A 16493-nucleotide genomic window follows, 5' to 3' on the forward strand; every position below is an offset into this window, starting at 1 on the left:
CCCGCTTCGCTTTGCATGTATGAATGTAAACCTAGGCAGCTTACCACCGAGCCGTCACCATTTTTTTGCGTGTATAGAATTCAACGCCATCGGTGCCGTTCGCGTGGAGATCGCCATAGAATGATTTTTTCCAGCCTGAGAACGGGAAGAACGCCATAGGCGCCGGTACGCCTAAGTTGATGCCCAGCATGCCTGCGTCGATTGTCTCGCGGAATTGCCTTACGCTGCTGCCGTTTGTTGTGAACAAGCAGGCGCCATTGGCGAAATCAGACTCGTTCGCAATCGCAATCGCTTCTTCCAGCGTGGCTGCGCGAACGACGGCCAGCACAGGAGCAAAAATCTCGTCCTGCCAAATTTTCATGCCGCACGCGACGTTATCAAAAATGGTAGGCCCGACAAAGTAGCCCGCTCCATCAGCAGCCGAGTCCTTGCGCCCATCGCGAACGAGCAGAGCGCCTTCCTGTTCGCCTGTTTCAATATAGTGAAGCGTTCTCTCTTTATGAGCACCGCGAATAACCGGACCGAGAAACACATTTTCTGTCATGCCGTTGCCAATCGTAATGCGGTTGGCGGCATCTGTCAGCTTGCTTACCAGCTGGTCGCCTACCTCTCCGACCGCCACGACGACCGCGCAGGCCATGCAGCGTTCGCCCGCCGAGCCGAAAGCGGCGCTGACGATTTCTTTGACAGCAAGATCAAGATCAGCGTCTGGAAGCACGATGGAGTGATTTTTCGCGCCAGCCAAAGCCTGCACGCGCTTGCCATTCGCCGTTCCGGTTTTGTACACATACTCCGCAACCGGCTGTGAGCCAACGAATGATACGCCAGCAATATCCTTATGCTCCAGAATGCCGTTCACGACATCACGCGCCCCATGCACGATGTTCAGCACGCCGGCAGGCAGGCCCGCTTCATCGAACAATTCCGCAAGCCGTTCCGCAAGCAGCGGCGTACGCTCAGACGGCTTCAAAACGAAGGTATTGCCGCATGCAATGGCGAGCGGGAACATCCAGCAAGGCACCATCATCGGAAAGTTGAACGGGGTAATCCCGCCGATTACGCCGATCGGATACCGGTACATGCCCGATTCAATATGAGAAGCAATGTCTGGCAGCTGCTTGCCCATCATCAGGTTCGGAGCTCCCGCGGCGAATTCTACGCATTCGATGCCGCGCAGTACCTCGCCATATGCTTCGTTATAGCTTTTCCCGTTTTCTTTTGTGATGAGCTGAGCCAGCTCCTCCCAATGGTCAACGAGCAACTGCTGATATTTGAACAGCATGCGTGCACGCTTTGGCACAGCTGTTTTGCTCCAGCCTTGGAATGCGGCTTTTGCCGCGGCAACCGCTTTGTCGACATCTTCCTTCGTAGATAAAGGCACATGCGCAAGCGTCTCCTCCGTTGCCGGATTAACAACCGCCTCCGCTGCGGAGGTTGAAGCCTCCACCCATTCCCCGCCGATCCAGTTTTTCAATGTTTTCACCATTTTTCGCTCTCCTCTCGGCTTATGAAGCTGTAATTTCACCGCGCTCGCAGCGCTTGATATAGTCCTCTACCTGTTCAGTTGTTGGCATTGCATCTGAGCAGCTATGGCTCGAAATGACAATACAAGCTGCCGCGCTGCCGTATTCCATGCTTTTTTCCAGTGTCCAGCCTTGCATCACGCCGTATAGAAATCCAGCCGCGTACGAATCGCCCGCTCCGAAGGTTTTGATAACCTTCGCTGGATAGCTCTTGGCACGATGCTCCGAACCATCCTTCGTGTAAGCAATCGAGCCTTCCTTGCCATGCTTGATAATCGCAATCTTAGCGGTATGGCTGAACCACTTCGTGGCCGTCACCCGGTCATCATGCTCGGGATTGGCTTCGAACATCTCCATCTGGTCGAACTCTTCGCGCGTTCCGATGAGAATATCGCATTTCTCCGCCGCCAAATTATAATAAACGGCCGTCTCCTCCGCGGATTTCCATGTATAAGGGCGGTAATCCAGATCAAACGCAATAACCGTTCCATGCTTCTTCGCATATTCAAGCGATTGGAATACCGCCTCTCGCGAGGGGCTTTGGGCCAAAGCCGTGCCCGAGATCAGCAGCAGCTTGGCTTGCGAGATCAACGCTTCGCTTACCTCCTCCGGCTTCAGCAGCAGATCAGCGACGTTGTCGCGGTACATAAGAATGCTGCATTCAGACGGGCTTTTGATTTYGGTAAAAGCAAGACCCGTCACTGCTCCGGTGTCATCCACCGAAACGCTTGATGTATCAATGCCTTCACGCTCCAAGTAGCTGGCAATAAATCGGCCCATTTGATCGTTGGCAATTTTGCCGATAAAAGCCGTTTTCTGACCGAGTCTCGACATTCCAATCGCGATGTTCGCGGGCGATCCGCCGACATATTTGGTAAAGGTCATCGTCTCTTCCATTGGGCGGTTAATTTCATTCGCGTTCAAATCTATGCACAGCCGTCCAATGGCTGCAAAGTCAAACGTTCTGCCAGTTGGGAAAGTCACATGCTGCATGCTGCATCCTCCTTTATGTGATTTTAAGCGACTTCAAGTAGTTTAATGCTTGCTTCGCATACTCATATGCGGGATGCTCGGCAGGGTCCTGCTCGCCCTCCAGCATCGCCCAGCCGTCATAGCCTCGGGAAACTAATTCGCCGATGATCGGTTCAAAATCAATGCAGCCGTCGCCAGGCACGGTGAACACCCCGTTGCGGATGCAGGTTACGAAGTCCGCTTGCTCGGCGCGTGAGCGATCCAGCACATTCTGCCGGATATCCTTCAGGTGGACATACGCGATTCGGTCGTAATGCTTGCGCAGCACATGCAGCGGATCAGCTCCGCCGTAATAGGCATGACCCGTGTCGAACAGCAGATAGACGAGCGTCGGATCGGTAAGCTCCATCAGCCTGTCGATCTCATCCGGGCTTTCAACAACCGTTCCGCCATGATGATGATAGGTCAGCTTCAAGCCGTACTCCTGCGCAATCGCGCCAGCCGCATTCAGTCCTTCGGCTAGATGCTGCCAGCCTGCTTCGTCGAGGCGCAGCACCTCCTTCTCATGCGGTGTCCGCCGCACATCGAAATGGAGCGAGCCCCCTCCTTCACAGGTGCTGATGACCGTGCTGCCCATGCCTTGCAAATATTTCGCATGCTCGCGGTAAGCAGCTAGCTCCTTCTCGCGAAAGCTCGGATCTGAGAACAAGACCGTTTTCCACTGCGAGGTTAAGCCGATGCCGCGCTTCGAGAGCTCCTCCTTCAATACGTCCGGGTCAGTCGGAAACTTGCATCCCATCTCCGTCCCCGTTAACCCGAGCAGCTGAATTTCATCTACGATTTGCTCGAAAGTCGTATGCTCTCCATGCTCCTTGACATCCTCGCCTACCCAGTTGATCGGGTGAATGCCTAGCTTGAAAGGATAATTGCCCATTTGTGATTTCTCCTTTTGCTCCCGTTTAGATGAGTTTTACCGAATCGATCGTCTCTTTCATTTCCTTATGGGCCTGTGTCACTTTATCGCTAACGGATACTTCAGGCACGCCAACGTTCCACCATGATTCGTAGCCTCCGGTGTTCGTACCCGGCACGACCGAAATTTCAATCAATGTCGTCCCTTGCTCGTTCTTTGCTTGCGCTAAGGCGTCTTTCAGTTCTTCCGCCGTCGTTGCTTTATAGGCCGCAGCCCCCATGCTGCGCGCATGCGCCGAGAAATCGATCGGCATATAGCTTCCCGTTAAGCCGCCGGATTGTCCCGTACGGTAACGGAACTCATTGCCGAAGCCGTCGCTGCCATGGCCTCTCTGCAGATTGTGAATGCATTGGTAGCCGTGGTTGTCGAGCAGCAGCACCGTAATTTTGCGTCCCTCCTGAATGCTCGTGACAAGCTCGGAGTGAAGCATCAGATAGCTGCCGTCGCCTAGAATGGCATAGACGTCTTTATCCGGCTCAGCCAGCGCCGCGCCGAACGCTCCGCTAACCTCATAGCCCATGCAGGAAAAACCGTATTCCATATGGTAGGTTTTCGGCATAACCGAACGCCATACGCGGTGAAGGTCGCCTGGCAGGCTGCCCGCCGCGCAGACGATAATGTCGGTATCGCCTAAGCTTTCGTTGATTACGCCAAGGGCTCTCGTCTGAGCAAGACCGTCTTCGTGCTCTGCTGCATACAGCCGGTCAACCTCCGTATCCCATTGCTGCTTGAGCGCTGCAACCTCGGAGGATTCATAGCTTGCATGATAATCCAGCTCAGCCAACGCAAGTCGAAGGCCTTTCAATCCGACTTGCGCATCACAGGTGAGCGATACGCCGCCCAGCTTATGGGAGTCAAAGGCGCTGACATTCAAATTGACGAATTGAACCTCTTCGCTGCGGAATGCGGATTTGGAGGAGGTCGTGAAATCGGAATACCGCGTGCCGACACCAATAATGAGGTCCGCTTCGGCTGCAAGGCGATTGGCAGCAAGCGTGCCCGTAACGCCGACAGCTCCCGCATTCAGCGGATGATTCCATGGCAGCGAGCTTTTTCCCGCCTGCGTCTCCGCTACCGGAATGCCGAACGCTTCGGCGAATGCTGCCAGCTCCTTCATGGCACCCGAGTACAGCACGCCTCCGCCTGCAATAATAAGCGGCCTTTGCTTCTTCGCGATCAATCGGGTCGCCCGCTGCAGCGCTTCCGGCGCAGGCTGGCGACGATCCAGATAATGAACCTTTTTATCGAAAAAGGATTCCGGATAATCGAACGCCTCCGCCTGAACGTCCTGCGGCAATGCCAATGTCACTGCCCCGGTCTCCGCCGGGTCCGTCAATACGCGCATCGCTTGGATAGCTGCTTGCATCAGCTGCTCCGGACGCACGATGCGATCCCAATATTTACTTACGGGCTTGAAAGCGTCGACCGCGGAAATCGTGTAGTCCGATTGGACTTCCAGCTGCTGAAGCACGGGATCAGGCTGTCTGGATGCGAAATTATCGCCAGGCAGCAGCAGTACCGGGATACGGTTGACGGTCGCTGTGGCAGCAGCCGTCACCATGTTCAATGCCCCTGGGCCGATCGAGGAGGTGCATGCGTAAATTTGAAGCCTGTTTTTTTGTTTCGCGAAAGCGGTTGCAGCATGAACCATGCCTTGCTCGTTTTTTCCCTGAATGAAGCTTAATTCTCCTGGGCTGCGCTCAATCGCTTCACCAATCCCTGTCACGTTGCCATGACCGAAAATCCCCATAATGCCCTTTACGAATTTCGATTCCGTTCCATCTACGGATACATATTGGTTATCTAGAAAACGCAGCAATGCTTGGGCCATCGTCAACCGGATTTTTTTCATATATAGCAGCCTCCAATAACAGGTATAGCGCTTAACTTAACAAGGTTAAGCGCTTAATTGACCTTAATATACACCAAAATGACAACTCCGGCAATCTTTTTATTTGATGGGCATCAAACGTAAACGGCTGTCGCCTTCCTTTGCAAAAGGAAGTTATCCGTTTCTCGTAGCATTAGAAGAATGCTTTTTGCGTAAAACATATAAAATCTTATATTTATAAAAAGGACCGGACAGTGGGAGCCTCCCCACTGTCCGATCCTCATAAACCAAACCTCATATTCTAGCGTTTAATACCCGTAGATTGGCGAATAACTAGCTCAGGCTGAAGCACAATCCGCTCGTCATTCTTTTCACCCGTCTCCAGCATTTCTATCAGCGAATCGACTGCCAGCTGCCCCATCTGCTTGGTAGGCTGGGCAACCGTCGTAAGAGGAGGATCCGTCAGCTCTGCCAAGATCGTGTTATCAAAACCGATGATCGATACGTCCTCCGGTATCCGCAAGCCAAGCTCCTTTGCCGCTTTGAGTGCACCGATCGCGAGGAGGTCATTGCAGCAAAACAGTGCCGTTGGCGGATTCGGTCCGCGCAGCAGCTCTCCCGCTTGCGATTTGCCGTCCTGTACCAATTCATCACCGCAAATCCGAATCATGTCCGAACCAATGTTCAATCCGGCCTCGTTCCATGTGGATACAAAACCTCTAATCCGTTCCCTGCTGCTGCTGACCTCTTCATTCTCCGACAATAAGCCAACCTGTACGTGGTTCTGCTCCAGCAGATGGCTCGCAGCAAGGCCTCCTCCGCAGTAATCATCAATGATCACGGTTTTGGCCGCAAGCTTCGCTTCGCGGGCAATCACGACAACGGGCACTCTGCCCTTCATCAAGCTCGCCAGTGTGCTCTTATTAGCAATGCCCGTTCCGATAATCATGCCGTCTACGCGCTTCTGCTGCATCAACGATAAATACCGCTCCGCCCGCTCCTTCTTATTGTCCGTGCTGCATATAAACAGGCTATAGCCCAGATGATGGCTTTGATCCTCAACGGCACGCGCGATTTCAGCAAAAAACGGATTGGAAATGTCCGGCACGAGAAGACCCAGCGTAAATGTCTTTTTCCCCGTTAATGCCGATGCAATGACACTCGGCTGATAATTAAGCCGTTCCATGACCTGCATAATCTCCTGTCTGCGCAGCTCGCTGATTTTGCCTTTCCCGTTAATGACTTGCGATACCGCGGCAATGGATACGCCCGCCTCTCTAGCCACATCGTAAATCGTCATTTTCATGTAAGTTCCCCATTTTGCGGTTGTATAGGTTTTCCCCCATTATGAATACCGCATGCGGAATTTGCAAGAAAGTAACCATAAACTTCGATTATTTCAACGTGATCGACTTCTGCCACGTCCGTTCCTTGCCCTGCTCATTGCGGAATACGAAAGTTACCTTGCCTTCCTCTCCTTTCATGGAGTCGGGATAGAAGAAACCTGAGAATTGCCCATTGCCGCTAATGTAAAAGCCATCCTCGCCATTACCGCCATGCGCAATAGCTTCCTGGACCGTATTTTTAATATTGGTCTTGTCGGATTTCCATTGCATTTCTGCTAAAGCATAGCCTTCGGGCAGCTTTTTCACGACGAAATCAAAGCTGTTTCCTTCGATTGGCTTAGGTGTCTGGTCTACAATAATGAGTATGTCATCTTCGTTTTGGGCTGATCCGCCAGCATTGACAGCATTCGTGTCCTTCACGGAATCGGCCGGCTGCACGTTCGCGTTATTGGTAGTACCATCATTTGATTTCACACCGCAAGCGCTGGCAAGAAGCAGCACAAGCATAGTTGCAAAGAGAGAGATTAACTTTATTTTATTCATGAGAATATCCTCCGTTTTCATATAAGGTAAAAGAAAAGAAGACGCCATGCTCCGTATTGGCTGCACCGAACTTGCTGCCATGAAGCTCCAGAATATGTTTGACGATCGCAAGGCCGAGCCCTGTCCCTCCGAATTTGCGGTCGCGTGAGCGTTCCGCCCGATAGAATTGGTCCCAGATCCGGCTTAGATCCTCCTCGCCGATTGGCGGGCCGATGTTCTCGATTGCCGTCGTTACTGTTCCGTTCAAAGAATGGCGAATCGCAATCGTTATGACACTGTTCTCATCAGCATGGCGGATCGCGTTGCTGAGTAAATTGAGAAGTACCTGTTCGATACGCCTTGGATCCGCCATGACTAGCCAATCTTCCTTGCCTGCTGGATCCAGCCGCACTCGCAGCTGCTTAGCCTGAAGCTGTTGCGTGAACGAATCCAGCACCTTTAGGGCAAGCTCGTGTATGGAAAAGCTTTCGAGCTGAAGCCGAACGGCTCTGACCTCGAATTTGGAGAGCTCCAGCATATCCAGTATTAACGCATTCATTCGATCCGTTTCTTTCACGATTAGCGAGAGATAACGCTCTCTCTTCTCGTTCGCAACCCCATCCTGCAAACCCTCCGCGAAACCTTTCACGATTGCCAGCGGGGTTTTCAGCTCATGGGAGATATTCGCGACCAGCTCTTTGCGAAGCTGCTCCAAACGCTGCTTTTCCGCAATATCCTCTTGCATTTGATGATTCGCTTGCGTCAGCTCGGTCAAGGTCGCATCCAGATTACGCGACAATGCCATCATGTAGCGCGACAAATCCCCAAATTCATCCTTAGAGCTTATTTCCTTCGCCTCCGTAAAGTCCAGCTCGGCAAGCCGTTCCGCAGTCCGGCTGAGCGCAATCAAAGGGCGGGACACGATTCTGGAATAGATCGATGAGAGAATGACTGCCAGTAAGACGATAATAGGCACCATATAGACCACATACCGCTTAAGAATGCCGACTGCTTCACCGACAGGCTGCAGCGAGGTCATCGCGAACAAATACCGATCCTCATTGCCATCTCCGGGCAGCGCTTGAATAAGAACCGCGTATTCGACACCGCTCCATTTATCGATCCACTCCGTCTGCAGGGAATATCCCTCCCTCACACGCATTTCCAGCTTCTCGTCCTTCGTTATCCAGTCACTGAGCGCACCCTCGATCAGGCTGTCCTGGTAGAAAGGATTATTCGATCTGTCCACCGGAAGCAGGAGATCCGTTATGACTCCTTCCACTCTCACAAGCCCTTCTTCGGGCAATTGGCCGTCTGGCTCGATATCCAACGGATGAAGGACCGAATCCTTCTCATCCATAAAGATGCCATCGACTACAACCCTATACCCGATATGCAAATGCTGAGGGAGATCCTCCGTTGTCGTTCCAGCCGTAGGAATTCGAACCGTAACGGTTTTGTTTCCGGCTTGGAGCTGGAAGAAGTAAGGCTCTATCGCTATTCTTTCCAATCGGCTATTCAAGATGGAGGTGCTTGCGTCGTTATCGTTCATGAATGCGCCGAGCAGCTTGGAAACCTGTTTGCTTCCGCTTCCCTCTGGCCCAAGCTGCGAAGCGAATTGCTTCATATTGCGTTCTAACACATGAATTTTGGATGACCGATAGAAATGCTCAAAGAACAAGCCTGCTGTAAGCACGAGCAAGCTGAATACGACGATGATGAGAAGGGACGTGACGACGAACAGCTTAAAGGCAACACCGCGCCTTCTCATGCTTCCATCTCGAACTTATATCCTGCGCGGATAACGGTACTTATCAATCGGCCCTCATAACCAAGCTTGGCTCTTAATTTTTTAATATGGGTATCCACCGTACGCAAATCGCCCAAATAATCGTAGCCCCATACCCCGTTCAGAATAAAATCACGGGTCAGCACCTTGCCGTAATGCTTCATCAGAAAGAGCAGCAATTCATATTCTTTCGGTGACAGATTAATTACGCTTCCCGCAACCGTCACCGCGTATGACTGGCGATTGACCGCTAACTCTCCATAGGCAAGCACGGCCCCTTCTCGCCCGACCGTCCCTTCCTTTCTTTTCATCAAGGCGTTGGCCCGGGCAACGAGAACCCGGGGGCTTAACGGCTTAGTCACATATTCGTCGGCACCGAGCTCGAACCCCATCATTTGGTCGTCATCCTCAGCCCTTGCCGTAATCATAATGATCGGGATATCTGATTTCTTCCGAATGCGCCTGCATACCGACCATCCATCCATTTCCGGCATCATAATATCGAGAACGATCAAGTCAAACGCATGCTGCTCAAAAAGCTCAAGCGCAAGCCTCCCGTTTTCGGCCTCATGCACCTCCCATTGCTCCTTTGCGAAATAGTCCGTTATTAATTCACGCAGCAGCATGTCATCCTCGACGAGCAATATCCTTCGATTCATCCGTGTTATTCCTCCGTATCCAGACGTCAGATTTGTCTATGATCTAATGACGTCCACGACTAAAGGAAGGTTGTCGGTCATTGTTGGCCGCTTCCTTAAGCCTTAGTATAGTGATGTCCTGTGTACGTCATGTGTATTTCAAATGAATGTTGGCTCCGAATGCACAAAGCTGACATCGAATTAGATTCGACATCAGCTATTGGGGCAATACTATTCATGAAACAAAAGCTTCTCAGGCAAACATACCAGTTTCGAGCCCATTCGTCCAATTTGCAGCTCTTGGTTAGGCGAAAGCAAAAAACTCCTTCATACTTACACCTATGCAAAATGAAAAGGCAATCCCGCTGTCATCTAAGATGAACATGGAATTACCTTTTCTCAGTGAAAGTCCGATGCCTATGCAATATCCTATTTCTTGAAAATGCCAAATGGCACGCCTACCGGTAAAAAAGTTCGTCCGAAATGAACATTGAGTACGGAAGCGCCGCTGCCGTAAAAAGATACGATTGCGATTCCGAGCTCGGCGTAAGCAGCCATCGTATGGAATACGTCCGGCGCGACGCCAAATGCGTCAAAGGTTAAGCCAAGAAACAGAAAATCGATGAGAACAAATATAATAAACAATACTTTATTCGTTTCCATAGCGCCAAGCGTCATGAAGAGGGTGAAAATCAAATAGCCCAGAAAAGCAAAACCAAGCTGCTTGCTGTCCGCATCACCCTGCAGGATCGGGCCAAACACACCAAGCTTAACCATCCAGCTGCAGGCAACTGCCAGCCAGAAGAAGGCATACGCTCCGAAAGCGGTCGTGCCGAAAGTATTGTTGCGTTTGGAATCTTGAATGCAAGCGAAGTAATTAAATGAATTTGGACATAGCAGCTAACATGCGCAAATGCTTGGTAGCCTTCTCTATTTCGATTACATACCGATATTCATATAAGGGATAATCATTCCGCCAAGTACCCCTATTATAACGATTACCCAAGCTGGCCATTTCCAAAAGTGAAGCATGCCGAATAAAAGAGCAGCAAGCACAAAATCTCCAACCGTCAGGACTGCTGAAGTCCAAATCGGATTGTATAAGGCGGCAAGAAGAATACCTACGACCGCTGCATTTACCCCTACGAGCGCTCCTTGCATAGCAGGACTTTTACGCAGGCGATTCCAGAATGGCAGAGCACCGACGATGAGAAGAAAAGACGGCAGAAAAATAGCAAGGGTAGCTAGAACAGCTCCCCACCCCCCTTTTATCATAGCCCCCAAATATCCGGCAAATGTAAACAAAGGGCCTGGTACGGCTTGCGTCGCTCCGTATCCAGCTAAAAAGTCCTGCTGGCTGATCCATCCAACGGGTACAACCTCCCTTTCTAGAAGTGGAAGCACGACATGTCCTCCGCCAAACACAAGAGAACCTGACCTGTAGAAACTATCAGCTATGGCGAGCCAAGGGTTGTTGGTGAATTGGGTTAGTAATGGAAGGCCGAATAATAAGCCAACAAATAGGAATAAGCAAACTATCGCTGCCCTGCGGCTCACGGGAACAACTAATGCTGAAGCAGCTGGAGCTTCTTTCTTTCGATAAAGCAGCGTACCCGCCAAAGCAGCAAGTAAAATGAGGATAACCTGACTTAAGGCTGTTGGTAAAAGAAGGGTGATGATCATAGTCATAATAGCAATGCTTGCTCTATTGCGATCAGGTGTTAAATTCTTACCCATACTAAACACACCTTGGGCTACGATCGCAACGGCTACGATCTTCAAACCATGTATCCAGCCTGCATTTCCAATATCAAAACCTTTCAACAAAAGCGCAAATACGACGAGCGCAATAACGGAAGGAAGCGTGAAACCGAGCCAAGCAATCACGCCTCCAAGTATTCCTGCCCTCAGGATACCAATCCCCATCCCTACTTGGCTGCTCGAAGGACCAGGTAAAAACTGACAAAGAGCGACGAGATCCGCATAGGTGCGTTCATCCATCCATTTTCTCTTCTTTATGTATTCGTCATGAAAATAGAGAAGGTGAGCAACTGGCCCTCCAAAAGAAGTTAACCCTAGCTTCGTCGCAACAGCGCCTATTTCCAGCAACATCCTTAGCTTTCCTTTAGATTCCGTTTCCTTCGGTGCAGTTGCATAACCGCCGTCCATGTCCATAATTCTCCCCTTCGTTTCTGCCAAATAAGACGAATTCACGAAGCGTGCTTCCGCCAACGAAAACAAACATAAACCATTAATAAGAAGAGCAAATAGATACAACCTGTGATTAAAACATTGGAAAGACTTGAAAATATCTGATCACCCATGAACGCAAATACAAACATGACCGGTATTTTTCCGATTAAAGTAGCCAGAACAAAGCTTCCAATAGGCATCTGGCTGATGGCCGAAGCCACATTGACTGCTTGGGCTGGCACAAAAGGAATTAATCGCGCTATAAATACGGCCATGAACGCATTCCGCTCGAAGAAAAGCATGAATCGGTCCATTCTTTTTGATTTCGCGATAAATGAACGTCCCCAATTTTGCAGAAGCCTGCGTACCGCCCAAAACGTAAGAGCCGCAGCTATTGTAGAACAGGTCACATTGATCAAGCTTCCCCAAATTGGGCCATATTGAGCGCCTATTATGGCCGCTAAAAGTCCAAATGGGAAAAACGGAATCGCTGCCGTAACAATAGCCGCTCCGATCATCCAAGGAAGACGCTCTATCCCACCCTGTGCCAACCATGTAAATAGGAGCTCCTGATTAGCAAGAAGAACTGCTATCAATGACGCATAGAGAAGAACAGCAATTCCTATTTTAAGCATTCGTCCTCACCTTCATGATGTCGGATAAGTCTCTTTCAGAAAGACGACCGATTGAAGGATCAATTCTTTCAGAACATCAACATCAATGTCTGCTACTTTATTGACATAGACGCATGCTTTTCCCGAAGTATGTTTTCCCAGCTTTTGCAGCAATGCAGCTCTTTCGGTGTCGCCGGTTGCAAAATATAAGCTTATTTTTGCTTTTCTTGGCGAGAATCCCGCCAGCGGCGCATCCCCTTCGTGACCGGTGTCATATCGGTAGTGATAGGTACCAAAACCAATAATGCTGGGACCCCACATTTTAGCTGGATACCCCGTCGTTTCCGTAAATATATCTAACAGCTTATAGGCGTCCTCGCGCTTCTTCGAATTCTCAATGAGATCAAGAAATTCGATTACGCTATTGTCGGTTTCTTTTGTTTTTGGTTCATACATTCATTATAAATCTCCCTTCTGGTATCGTCTTATCGTTTCGTGTATACAAGCGCTCATCATTTGGATTATGGATGTCATGTTATCCTTTTTTTGCGAAGGATAGCCCTTTCTCTTTGAGAACCTCGTTCAAAATCCTTATGGCCTTCGGTCCCAGTCCATGCAGCTTCAATAGGTCTGCTTCCGTCACTTTGGTCAGTTGTTCGAGCTTGTATAAGCCCGCATGTGAGAGCGCACGAGTCGCCGGCTGGCCTATTTTAGGAAAATCGCTTTCTAGGTTCGTTTGGCTGCTATTGTCCATATTCATGCTCCTTTTATTATATAATTCAGTAGGTTCATTCTCTAATTGCTTTGTCATTAAATCTGTAGGACATTGTCCGTAAATAATAAAATTGTAATATCAGAAGTTTTGTCCATTTATCAACGTCCGTTTAATTCAAATACGTCTCCAGCTATCATTATACCTTTTTGTTACACAAAGTAAGAGCTGCTCACGTTAAATTTTAAATTTTCTAAACATATCGCATATGAAGAAAAAGAGCAGGAACCGCCCCACCGGACGTTTCCTGCTCTTTATCTGTTTAACTCTATTCTTATCCGTCTGCTCTATTCATTTAGAAACTCTACTAGGCTCAGTAGATAGTGAAGCATATTCGGATATGGAAGCCTGATCGCGGAATTTAGCTAGCACCGAGCTGCTCGTTTTCACGTCTTGTTTAAGATAAGCCAGCACGCGATCGAGAATAACAGCAATAGACCATATTGCTAAAGCACAGGCTATTTAGTCTATTTTCTTTGTTGATTCTCTTACCTTAATGCCATGCGGTAAAATCATCCGCTTTGATTCGATCATTGTTCCCTTCAGTAATTGAAGCAGCATGGAAGCAGCTTCGCAGCCAAGAGAATAAGAATCCGTATGAACAGCTGTTAAAGCTGGAGGTACTAGCTCTCCCGTATTATCCTGACTAAAACTAACAATGCTCACATCATCAGGCACCTTCAACTTTAATCTTGTCAAAGCACGTACCACCTTTAATGCTGTGACATCATCTTGAACAAGGATTGCGGTAGGTCTTTCAGGCGAATTCATCCATGTCCAAACAATAATATCTTCCTCATCCTTCTCGACTGCGGTACACCAGTCTGGATTCGGTTCAATACGCGAACTTTGTAGAGCCATTTGGTACCCTTTCATGCGATCTGACTGGATAGCGACGTGATCTGGAACATGAAGAATGGCAATATTGTGATGGTTCAGCTGAATCAGGAAATGTGTAGCATCCCATGCTGCCTGAAATTGATCGTAATCGACAGCATGGATATTTGCGTACTCCATATTACTCCCAATAAGAACAAAGGGGATCCCATTCAAATTCAAATAAGCTATAACATGATCACTAACGCTAGAATATAGAAGGATTAGGCCATCCATGCTTCTTCCTTTGTATCGAGATGCTATGGATTGTAGTACATCTTGTTCACTATTCCCTGTCAAAAGCAATACATTATATCCGAAATGTTGCGCTCGCGCTATGATTCCTCGTACAGCTTTAATAGAATAGAAATGCAAATTTGCAGCTGGATTAGGTAGCAGGACACCAATGTTATAACTAATCTTTGATGCTAAGCCCTTTGCAAATAAATTGGGTTGATAACCGTATTGATCTATGATCTTCATTACCTTTAAACGTGTTTTATCGCTTATTCTTGAATCATTGGAAATGACTCTCGACACGGTTGCTATTGATGTGCCGGCGAGCTCTGCAATCGATTTGATTGTCATTGCCATAATGTCAACCTTTAACAGAACCAAGCGTTATTCCTTTGACAAAATATTTTTGGAAAAACGGATAAATAATTAAAAGCGGAAGCATAGAAATGAAAATTTTAGCGGCATTTAACGTCTGATTGGATAAGCTTGTCAGTCTTTTTGCCGATTCTGCATCTACTTTGGATGGGTCAATGACAAGAGTGACTTGGCGTATATAAGATTGCAAAGGATAGTTCTCATTTTTGGTCATGAGCACGAGTGCTTGGAAAAACTCATTCCAATGCCCTACGATTGTAAACACGAGAATCGTTGCCAAGACCGGAGTCGAAAGCGGCAAAAAGATACCAAAAAGAATTCGCCATGGACCTGCACCATCGATTAATGCGGACTCTTCCATTTCCTTCGGCAGGTTTCTAAAAAAATTCATAACCAATATGACATTAAAAACAGGCAGCCCTCCACCCAGAACGAGTCCCCAGATCGTATTGATTAAGCCAAGAGATTTCATAGTCATGTACCATGGAACCAAGCCGCCACCGAACAGCATACAAAAAATGAGGAGCCACATAATTATATTTCTCGGCTTGAACTCTTTAGACGTTTTGGATAGCGGGTAGGCCATCAATAGCACGATGAAAAAAGTAATAACGGCACCGTACAACACCCGCTGCACGGATATGAAAAATGATTTGAAAAATTGACCATCATCAATGATCGTTTCATAGGAACCAAAAGTTAAGCCTTGCGGCCAAATAAATACTTCGCCGGCCGCTACTGCTGCTCTGTCGCTCAAGGAAACGACAAGCGTATACCAAACAGGCAGTATGCAAAGCAGCGTGATTATGATGAGCAAGAATATATTGAAGCCATTAAATAATCTGGATAGAACCGAACGTTCTTCTACCATCATCATCACATCTTTCCGTTAAAAAATTCTGTAATTCGCAAATCGATAGGCAAGCCCATAAGATATTGAAATGAGAACGAGACCAACAATTGACTTCAGAAGACCAACGGCAGTCGCAAGACCATATTGCATATCAAGCAAGCCCGCTCGATAAACCCAGGTATCAATAATATCGCCTGTTGAATATACCGATGGATTGTATAGATTGAATATTTGATCGAATCCAGCATTCAGAATATTTCCTAAGCTTAATGTGCCAAGTAAAACCGCAACCGGCAAAATGCTAGGGAGCGTGATACTCGTCAACCTTTTAAACTGGGAAGCTCCGTCTATTGCTGCTGCTTCGTACATTTCAGGGTTAATGGATGTTAGTGCGGCAAAATAAATAATAGCTGCGAAACCAAATTCCTTCCAAACATCACTAAAAACAACAAGCCAAGGAAACATATTAGCATTAGCGAAAAACAAGGTTGGCTCTGCGCCAAATAAAGAAAGAATCTGGTTAATGGGACCTGAGTAAGATAGGATATCCAGCATAATTCCTGCCACAATAACCCATGACAAAAAATGCGGCAAATACACAATGGTTTGAACGGATCTGGTAAACAGCCTGTTTTTTACTTCATTTAACATGAGCGCAAATATTAAAGGAAAGATCAAGTTGCCAATCATTTTCAACAAGGCTATGAATATTGTATTTTGGAACACTTGTTTACTATCATCCAGCTCGAACATATACTTAAAGTTTTCCAAGCCGATCCATTCGGACTTAAATATGCCTAAGCCTGGGTTGAAATCCTTGAATGCCATCAATACCCCGTACATGGGAAGTAAATTGAAAAAGAATAGCCACAGCAATCCGGGCAGGAGCATCAAATAGTAGTGTTTATAAATACCTCGGTTAAGCATCTCTCTATCTCCTTAAAAGGATAATCAAGGCGAGTGAACGATCCACCCGCCT

15 protein-coding genes and 1 pseudogene are annotated in these 16493 nt (G+C 48.3%); all 16 read right to left on the bottom strand.

The genetic code is table 11. The annotated features are described in order from the left end of the window. Window positions 1–40: 40 nt before the first annotated feature. A complete protein-coding gene (locus AB4Z29_RS25850; RefSeq protein WP_441945854.1) occupies window positions 41–1486 on the bottom strand; it encodes a CoA-acylating methylmalonate-semialdehyde dehydrogenase in 1446 nt (481 codons plus the stop codon). 19 nt (window positions 1487–1505) lie between these two features. Further along, window positions 1506–2516: a 5-dehydro-2-deoxygluconokinase gene (gene iolC, locus AB4Z29_RS25855; protein ID WP_441945855.1), complete on the bottom strand. Its 1011-nt coding sequence runs from the start codon at window positions 2514–2516 to the stop codon at window positions 1506–1508. A gap of 13 nt (window positions 2517–2529) precedes the next feature. Beyond that, complete coding sequence (gene iolE, locus AB4Z29_RS25860; protein WP_441945856.1) at window positions 2530–3429, bottom strand: myo-inosose-2 dehydratase; 900 nt, start codon at window positions 3427–3429, stop codon at window positions 2530–2532. 25 nt (window positions 3430–3454) lie between these two features. After that, window positions 3455–5320, bottom strand: coding sequence for a 3D-(3,5/4)-trihydroxycyclohexane-1,2-dione acylhydrolase (decyclizing) (iolD, locus tag AB4Z29_RS25865; protein WP_441945857.1), 1866 nt, complete (start codon window positions 5318–5320; stop codon window positions 3455–3457). 280 nt (window positions 5321–5600) lie between these two features. Beyond that, window positions 5601–6605 carry a LacI family DNA-binding transcriptional regulator gene (locus tag AB4Z29_RS25870; RefSeq protein WP_441945858.1) on the bottom strand — a complete coding sequence of 335 codons (1005 nt, stop codon included), beginning with the start codon at window positions 6603–6605 and terminating at the stop codon, window positions 5601–5603. 88 nt (window positions 6606–6693) lie between these two features. Further along, a complete protein-coding gene (locus AB4Z29_RS25875; protein WP_441945859.1) occupies window positions 6694–7188 on the bottom strand; it encodes a hypothetical protein in 495 nt (164 codons plus the stop codon). Continuing rightward, window positions 7181–8938: a sensor histidine kinase gene (locus AB4Z29_RS25880; RefSeq protein ID WP_441945860.1), complete on the bottom strand. Its 1758-nt coding sequence runs from the start codon at window positions 8936–8938 to the stop codon at window positions 7181–7183. Before AB4Z29_RS25880 ends, AB4Z29_RS25875 begins: the two co-directional genes overlap by 8 nt. Then, entirely contained in the window at window positions 8935–9615 is a 681-nt protein-coding gene (locus tag AB4Z29_RS25885) for a response regulator transcription factor (RefSeq protein ID WP_441945861.1), read from the bottom strand. The genes AB4Z29_RS25880 and AB4Z29_RS25885 overlap by 4 nt, the downstream gene beginning before the upstream one ends. A gap of 408 nt (window positions 9616–10023) precedes the next feature. Further along, window positions 10024–10467, bottom strand: a pseudogene (locus tag AB4Z29_RS25890) (acetate uptake transporter); the annotation flags it as partial. 66 nt (window positions 10468–10533) lie between these two features. Continuing rightward, window positions 10534–11763, bottom strand: a complete 1230-nt coding sequence (locus tag AB4Z29_RS25895) for a chromate transporter (protein ID WP_441945914.1) — start codon at window positions 11761–11763, stop codon at window positions 10534–10536. A gap of 41 nt (window positions 11764–11804) precedes the next feature. Then, window positions 11805–12422: a TVP38/TMEM64 family protein gene (locus tag AB4Z29_RS25900; protein ID WP_441945862.1), complete on the bottom strand. Its 618-nt coding sequence runs from the start codon at window positions 12420–12422 to the stop codon at window positions 11805–11807. A gap of 12 nt (window positions 12423–12434) precedes the next feature. Continuing rightward, a complete protein-coding gene (locus AB4Z29_RS25905) occupies window positions 12435–12857 on the bottom strand; it encodes a DUF1801 domain-containing protein (protein ID WP_441945863.1) in 423 nt (140 codons plus the stop codon). Between the two features lie 79 nt (window positions 12858–12936). Next, window positions 12937–13155 (bottom strand): DNA-binding protein, encoded by a 219-nt coding sequence (locus AB4Z29_RS25910; protein WP_441945864.1) that lies wholly within the window; start codon window positions 13153–13155, stop codon window positions 12937–12939. Window positions 13156–13635: 480 nt separating this feature from the next. Next, window positions 13636–14643 carry a LacI family DNA-binding transcriptional regulator gene (locus AB4Z29_RS25915; protein ID WP_441945865.1) on the bottom strand — a complete coding sequence of 336 codons (1008 nt, stop codon included), beginning with the start codon at window positions 14641–14643 and terminating at the stop codon, window positions 13636–13638. A gap of 4 nt (window positions 14644–14647) precedes the next feature. Further along, entirely contained in the window at window positions 14648–15532 is an 885-nt protein-coding gene (locus tag AB4Z29_RS25920) for a carbohydrate ABC transporter permease (RefSeq protein WP_441945915.1), read from the bottom strand. An 18-nt stretch (window positions 15533–15550) separates the two neighbouring features. Then, the gene (locus AB4Z29_RS25925; RefSeq protein WP_441945866.1) at window positions 15551–16441 is read right to left on the bottom strand and encodes an ABC transporter permease; all 891 of its coding nucleotides are present in this window, start codon (window positions 16439–16441) and stop codon (window positions 15551–15553) included. Window positions 16442–16493: the final 52 nt, after the last annotated feature.

It is taken from the genome of Paenibacillus sp. 2TAB23 (assembly GCF_052115165.1).
Lineage (GTDB): Bacteria > Bacillota > Bacilli > Paenibacillales > Paenibacillaceae > Pristimantibacillus.

Bases quoted from the DNA above. Each gene is read 5' to 3' on its own strand.
- AB4Z29_RS25875 (WP_441945859.1), bottom strand. From the start codon at position 7,188: ATGAATAAAATAAAGTTAATCTCTCTCTTTGCAACTATGCTTGTGCTG.
- iolD (WP_441945857.1), bottom strand. From the start codon at position 5,320: ATGAAAAAAATCCGGTTGACGATGGCCCAAGCATTGCTGCGTTTTCTA.
- AB4Z29_RS25870 (WP_441945858.1), bottom strand. From the start codon at position 6,605: ATGAAAATGACGATTTACGATGTGGCTAGAGAGGCGGGCGTATCCATT.
- iolE (WP_441945856.1), bottom strand. From the start codon at position 3,429: ATGGGCAATTATCCTTTCAAGCTAGGCATTCACCCGATCAACTGGGTA.
- AB4Z29_RS25920 (WP_441945915.1), bottom strand. From the start codon at position 15,532: ATGGTAGAAGAACGTTCGGTTCTATCCAGATTATTTAATGGCTTCAAT.
- AB4Z29_RS25885 (WP_441945861.1), bottom strand. From the start codon at position 9,615: ATGAATCGAAGGATATTGCTCGTCGAGGATGACATGCTGCTGCGTGAA.
- AB4Z29_RS25925 (WP_441945866.1), bottom strand. From the start codon at position 16,441: ATGCTTAACCGAGGTATTTATAAACACTACTATTTGATGCTCCTGCCC.
- AB4Z29_RS25880 (WP_441945860.1), bottom strand. From the start codon at position 8,938: ATGAGAAGGCGCGGTGTTGCCTTTAAGCTGTTCGTCGTCACGTCCCTT.
- AB4Z29_RS25905 (WP_441945863.1), bottom strand. From the start codon at position 12,857: ATGTATGAACCAAAAACAAAAGAAACCGACAATAGCGTAATCGAATTT.
- AB4Z29_RS25850 (WP_441945854.1), bottom strand. From the start codon at position 1,486: ATGGTGAAAACATTGAAAAACTGGATCGGCGGGGAATGGGTGGAGGCT.
- AB4Z29_RS25900 (WP_441945862.1), bottom strand. From the start codon at position 12,422: ATGCTTAAAATAGGAATTGCTGTTCTTCTCTATGCGTCATTGATAGCA.
- AB4Z29_RS25915 (WP_441945865.1), bottom strand. From the start codon at position 14,643: ATGGCAATGACAATCAAATCGATTGCAGAGCTCGCCGGCACATCAATA.
- AB4Z29_RS25895 (WP_441945914.1), bottom strand. From the start codon at position 11,763: ATGGACGGCGGTTATGCAACTGCACCGAAGGAAACGGAATCTAAAGGA.
- AB4Z29_RS25910 (WP_441945864.1), bottom strand. From the start codon at position 13,155: ATGGACAATAGCAGCCAAACGAACCTAGAAAGCGATTTTCCTAAAATA.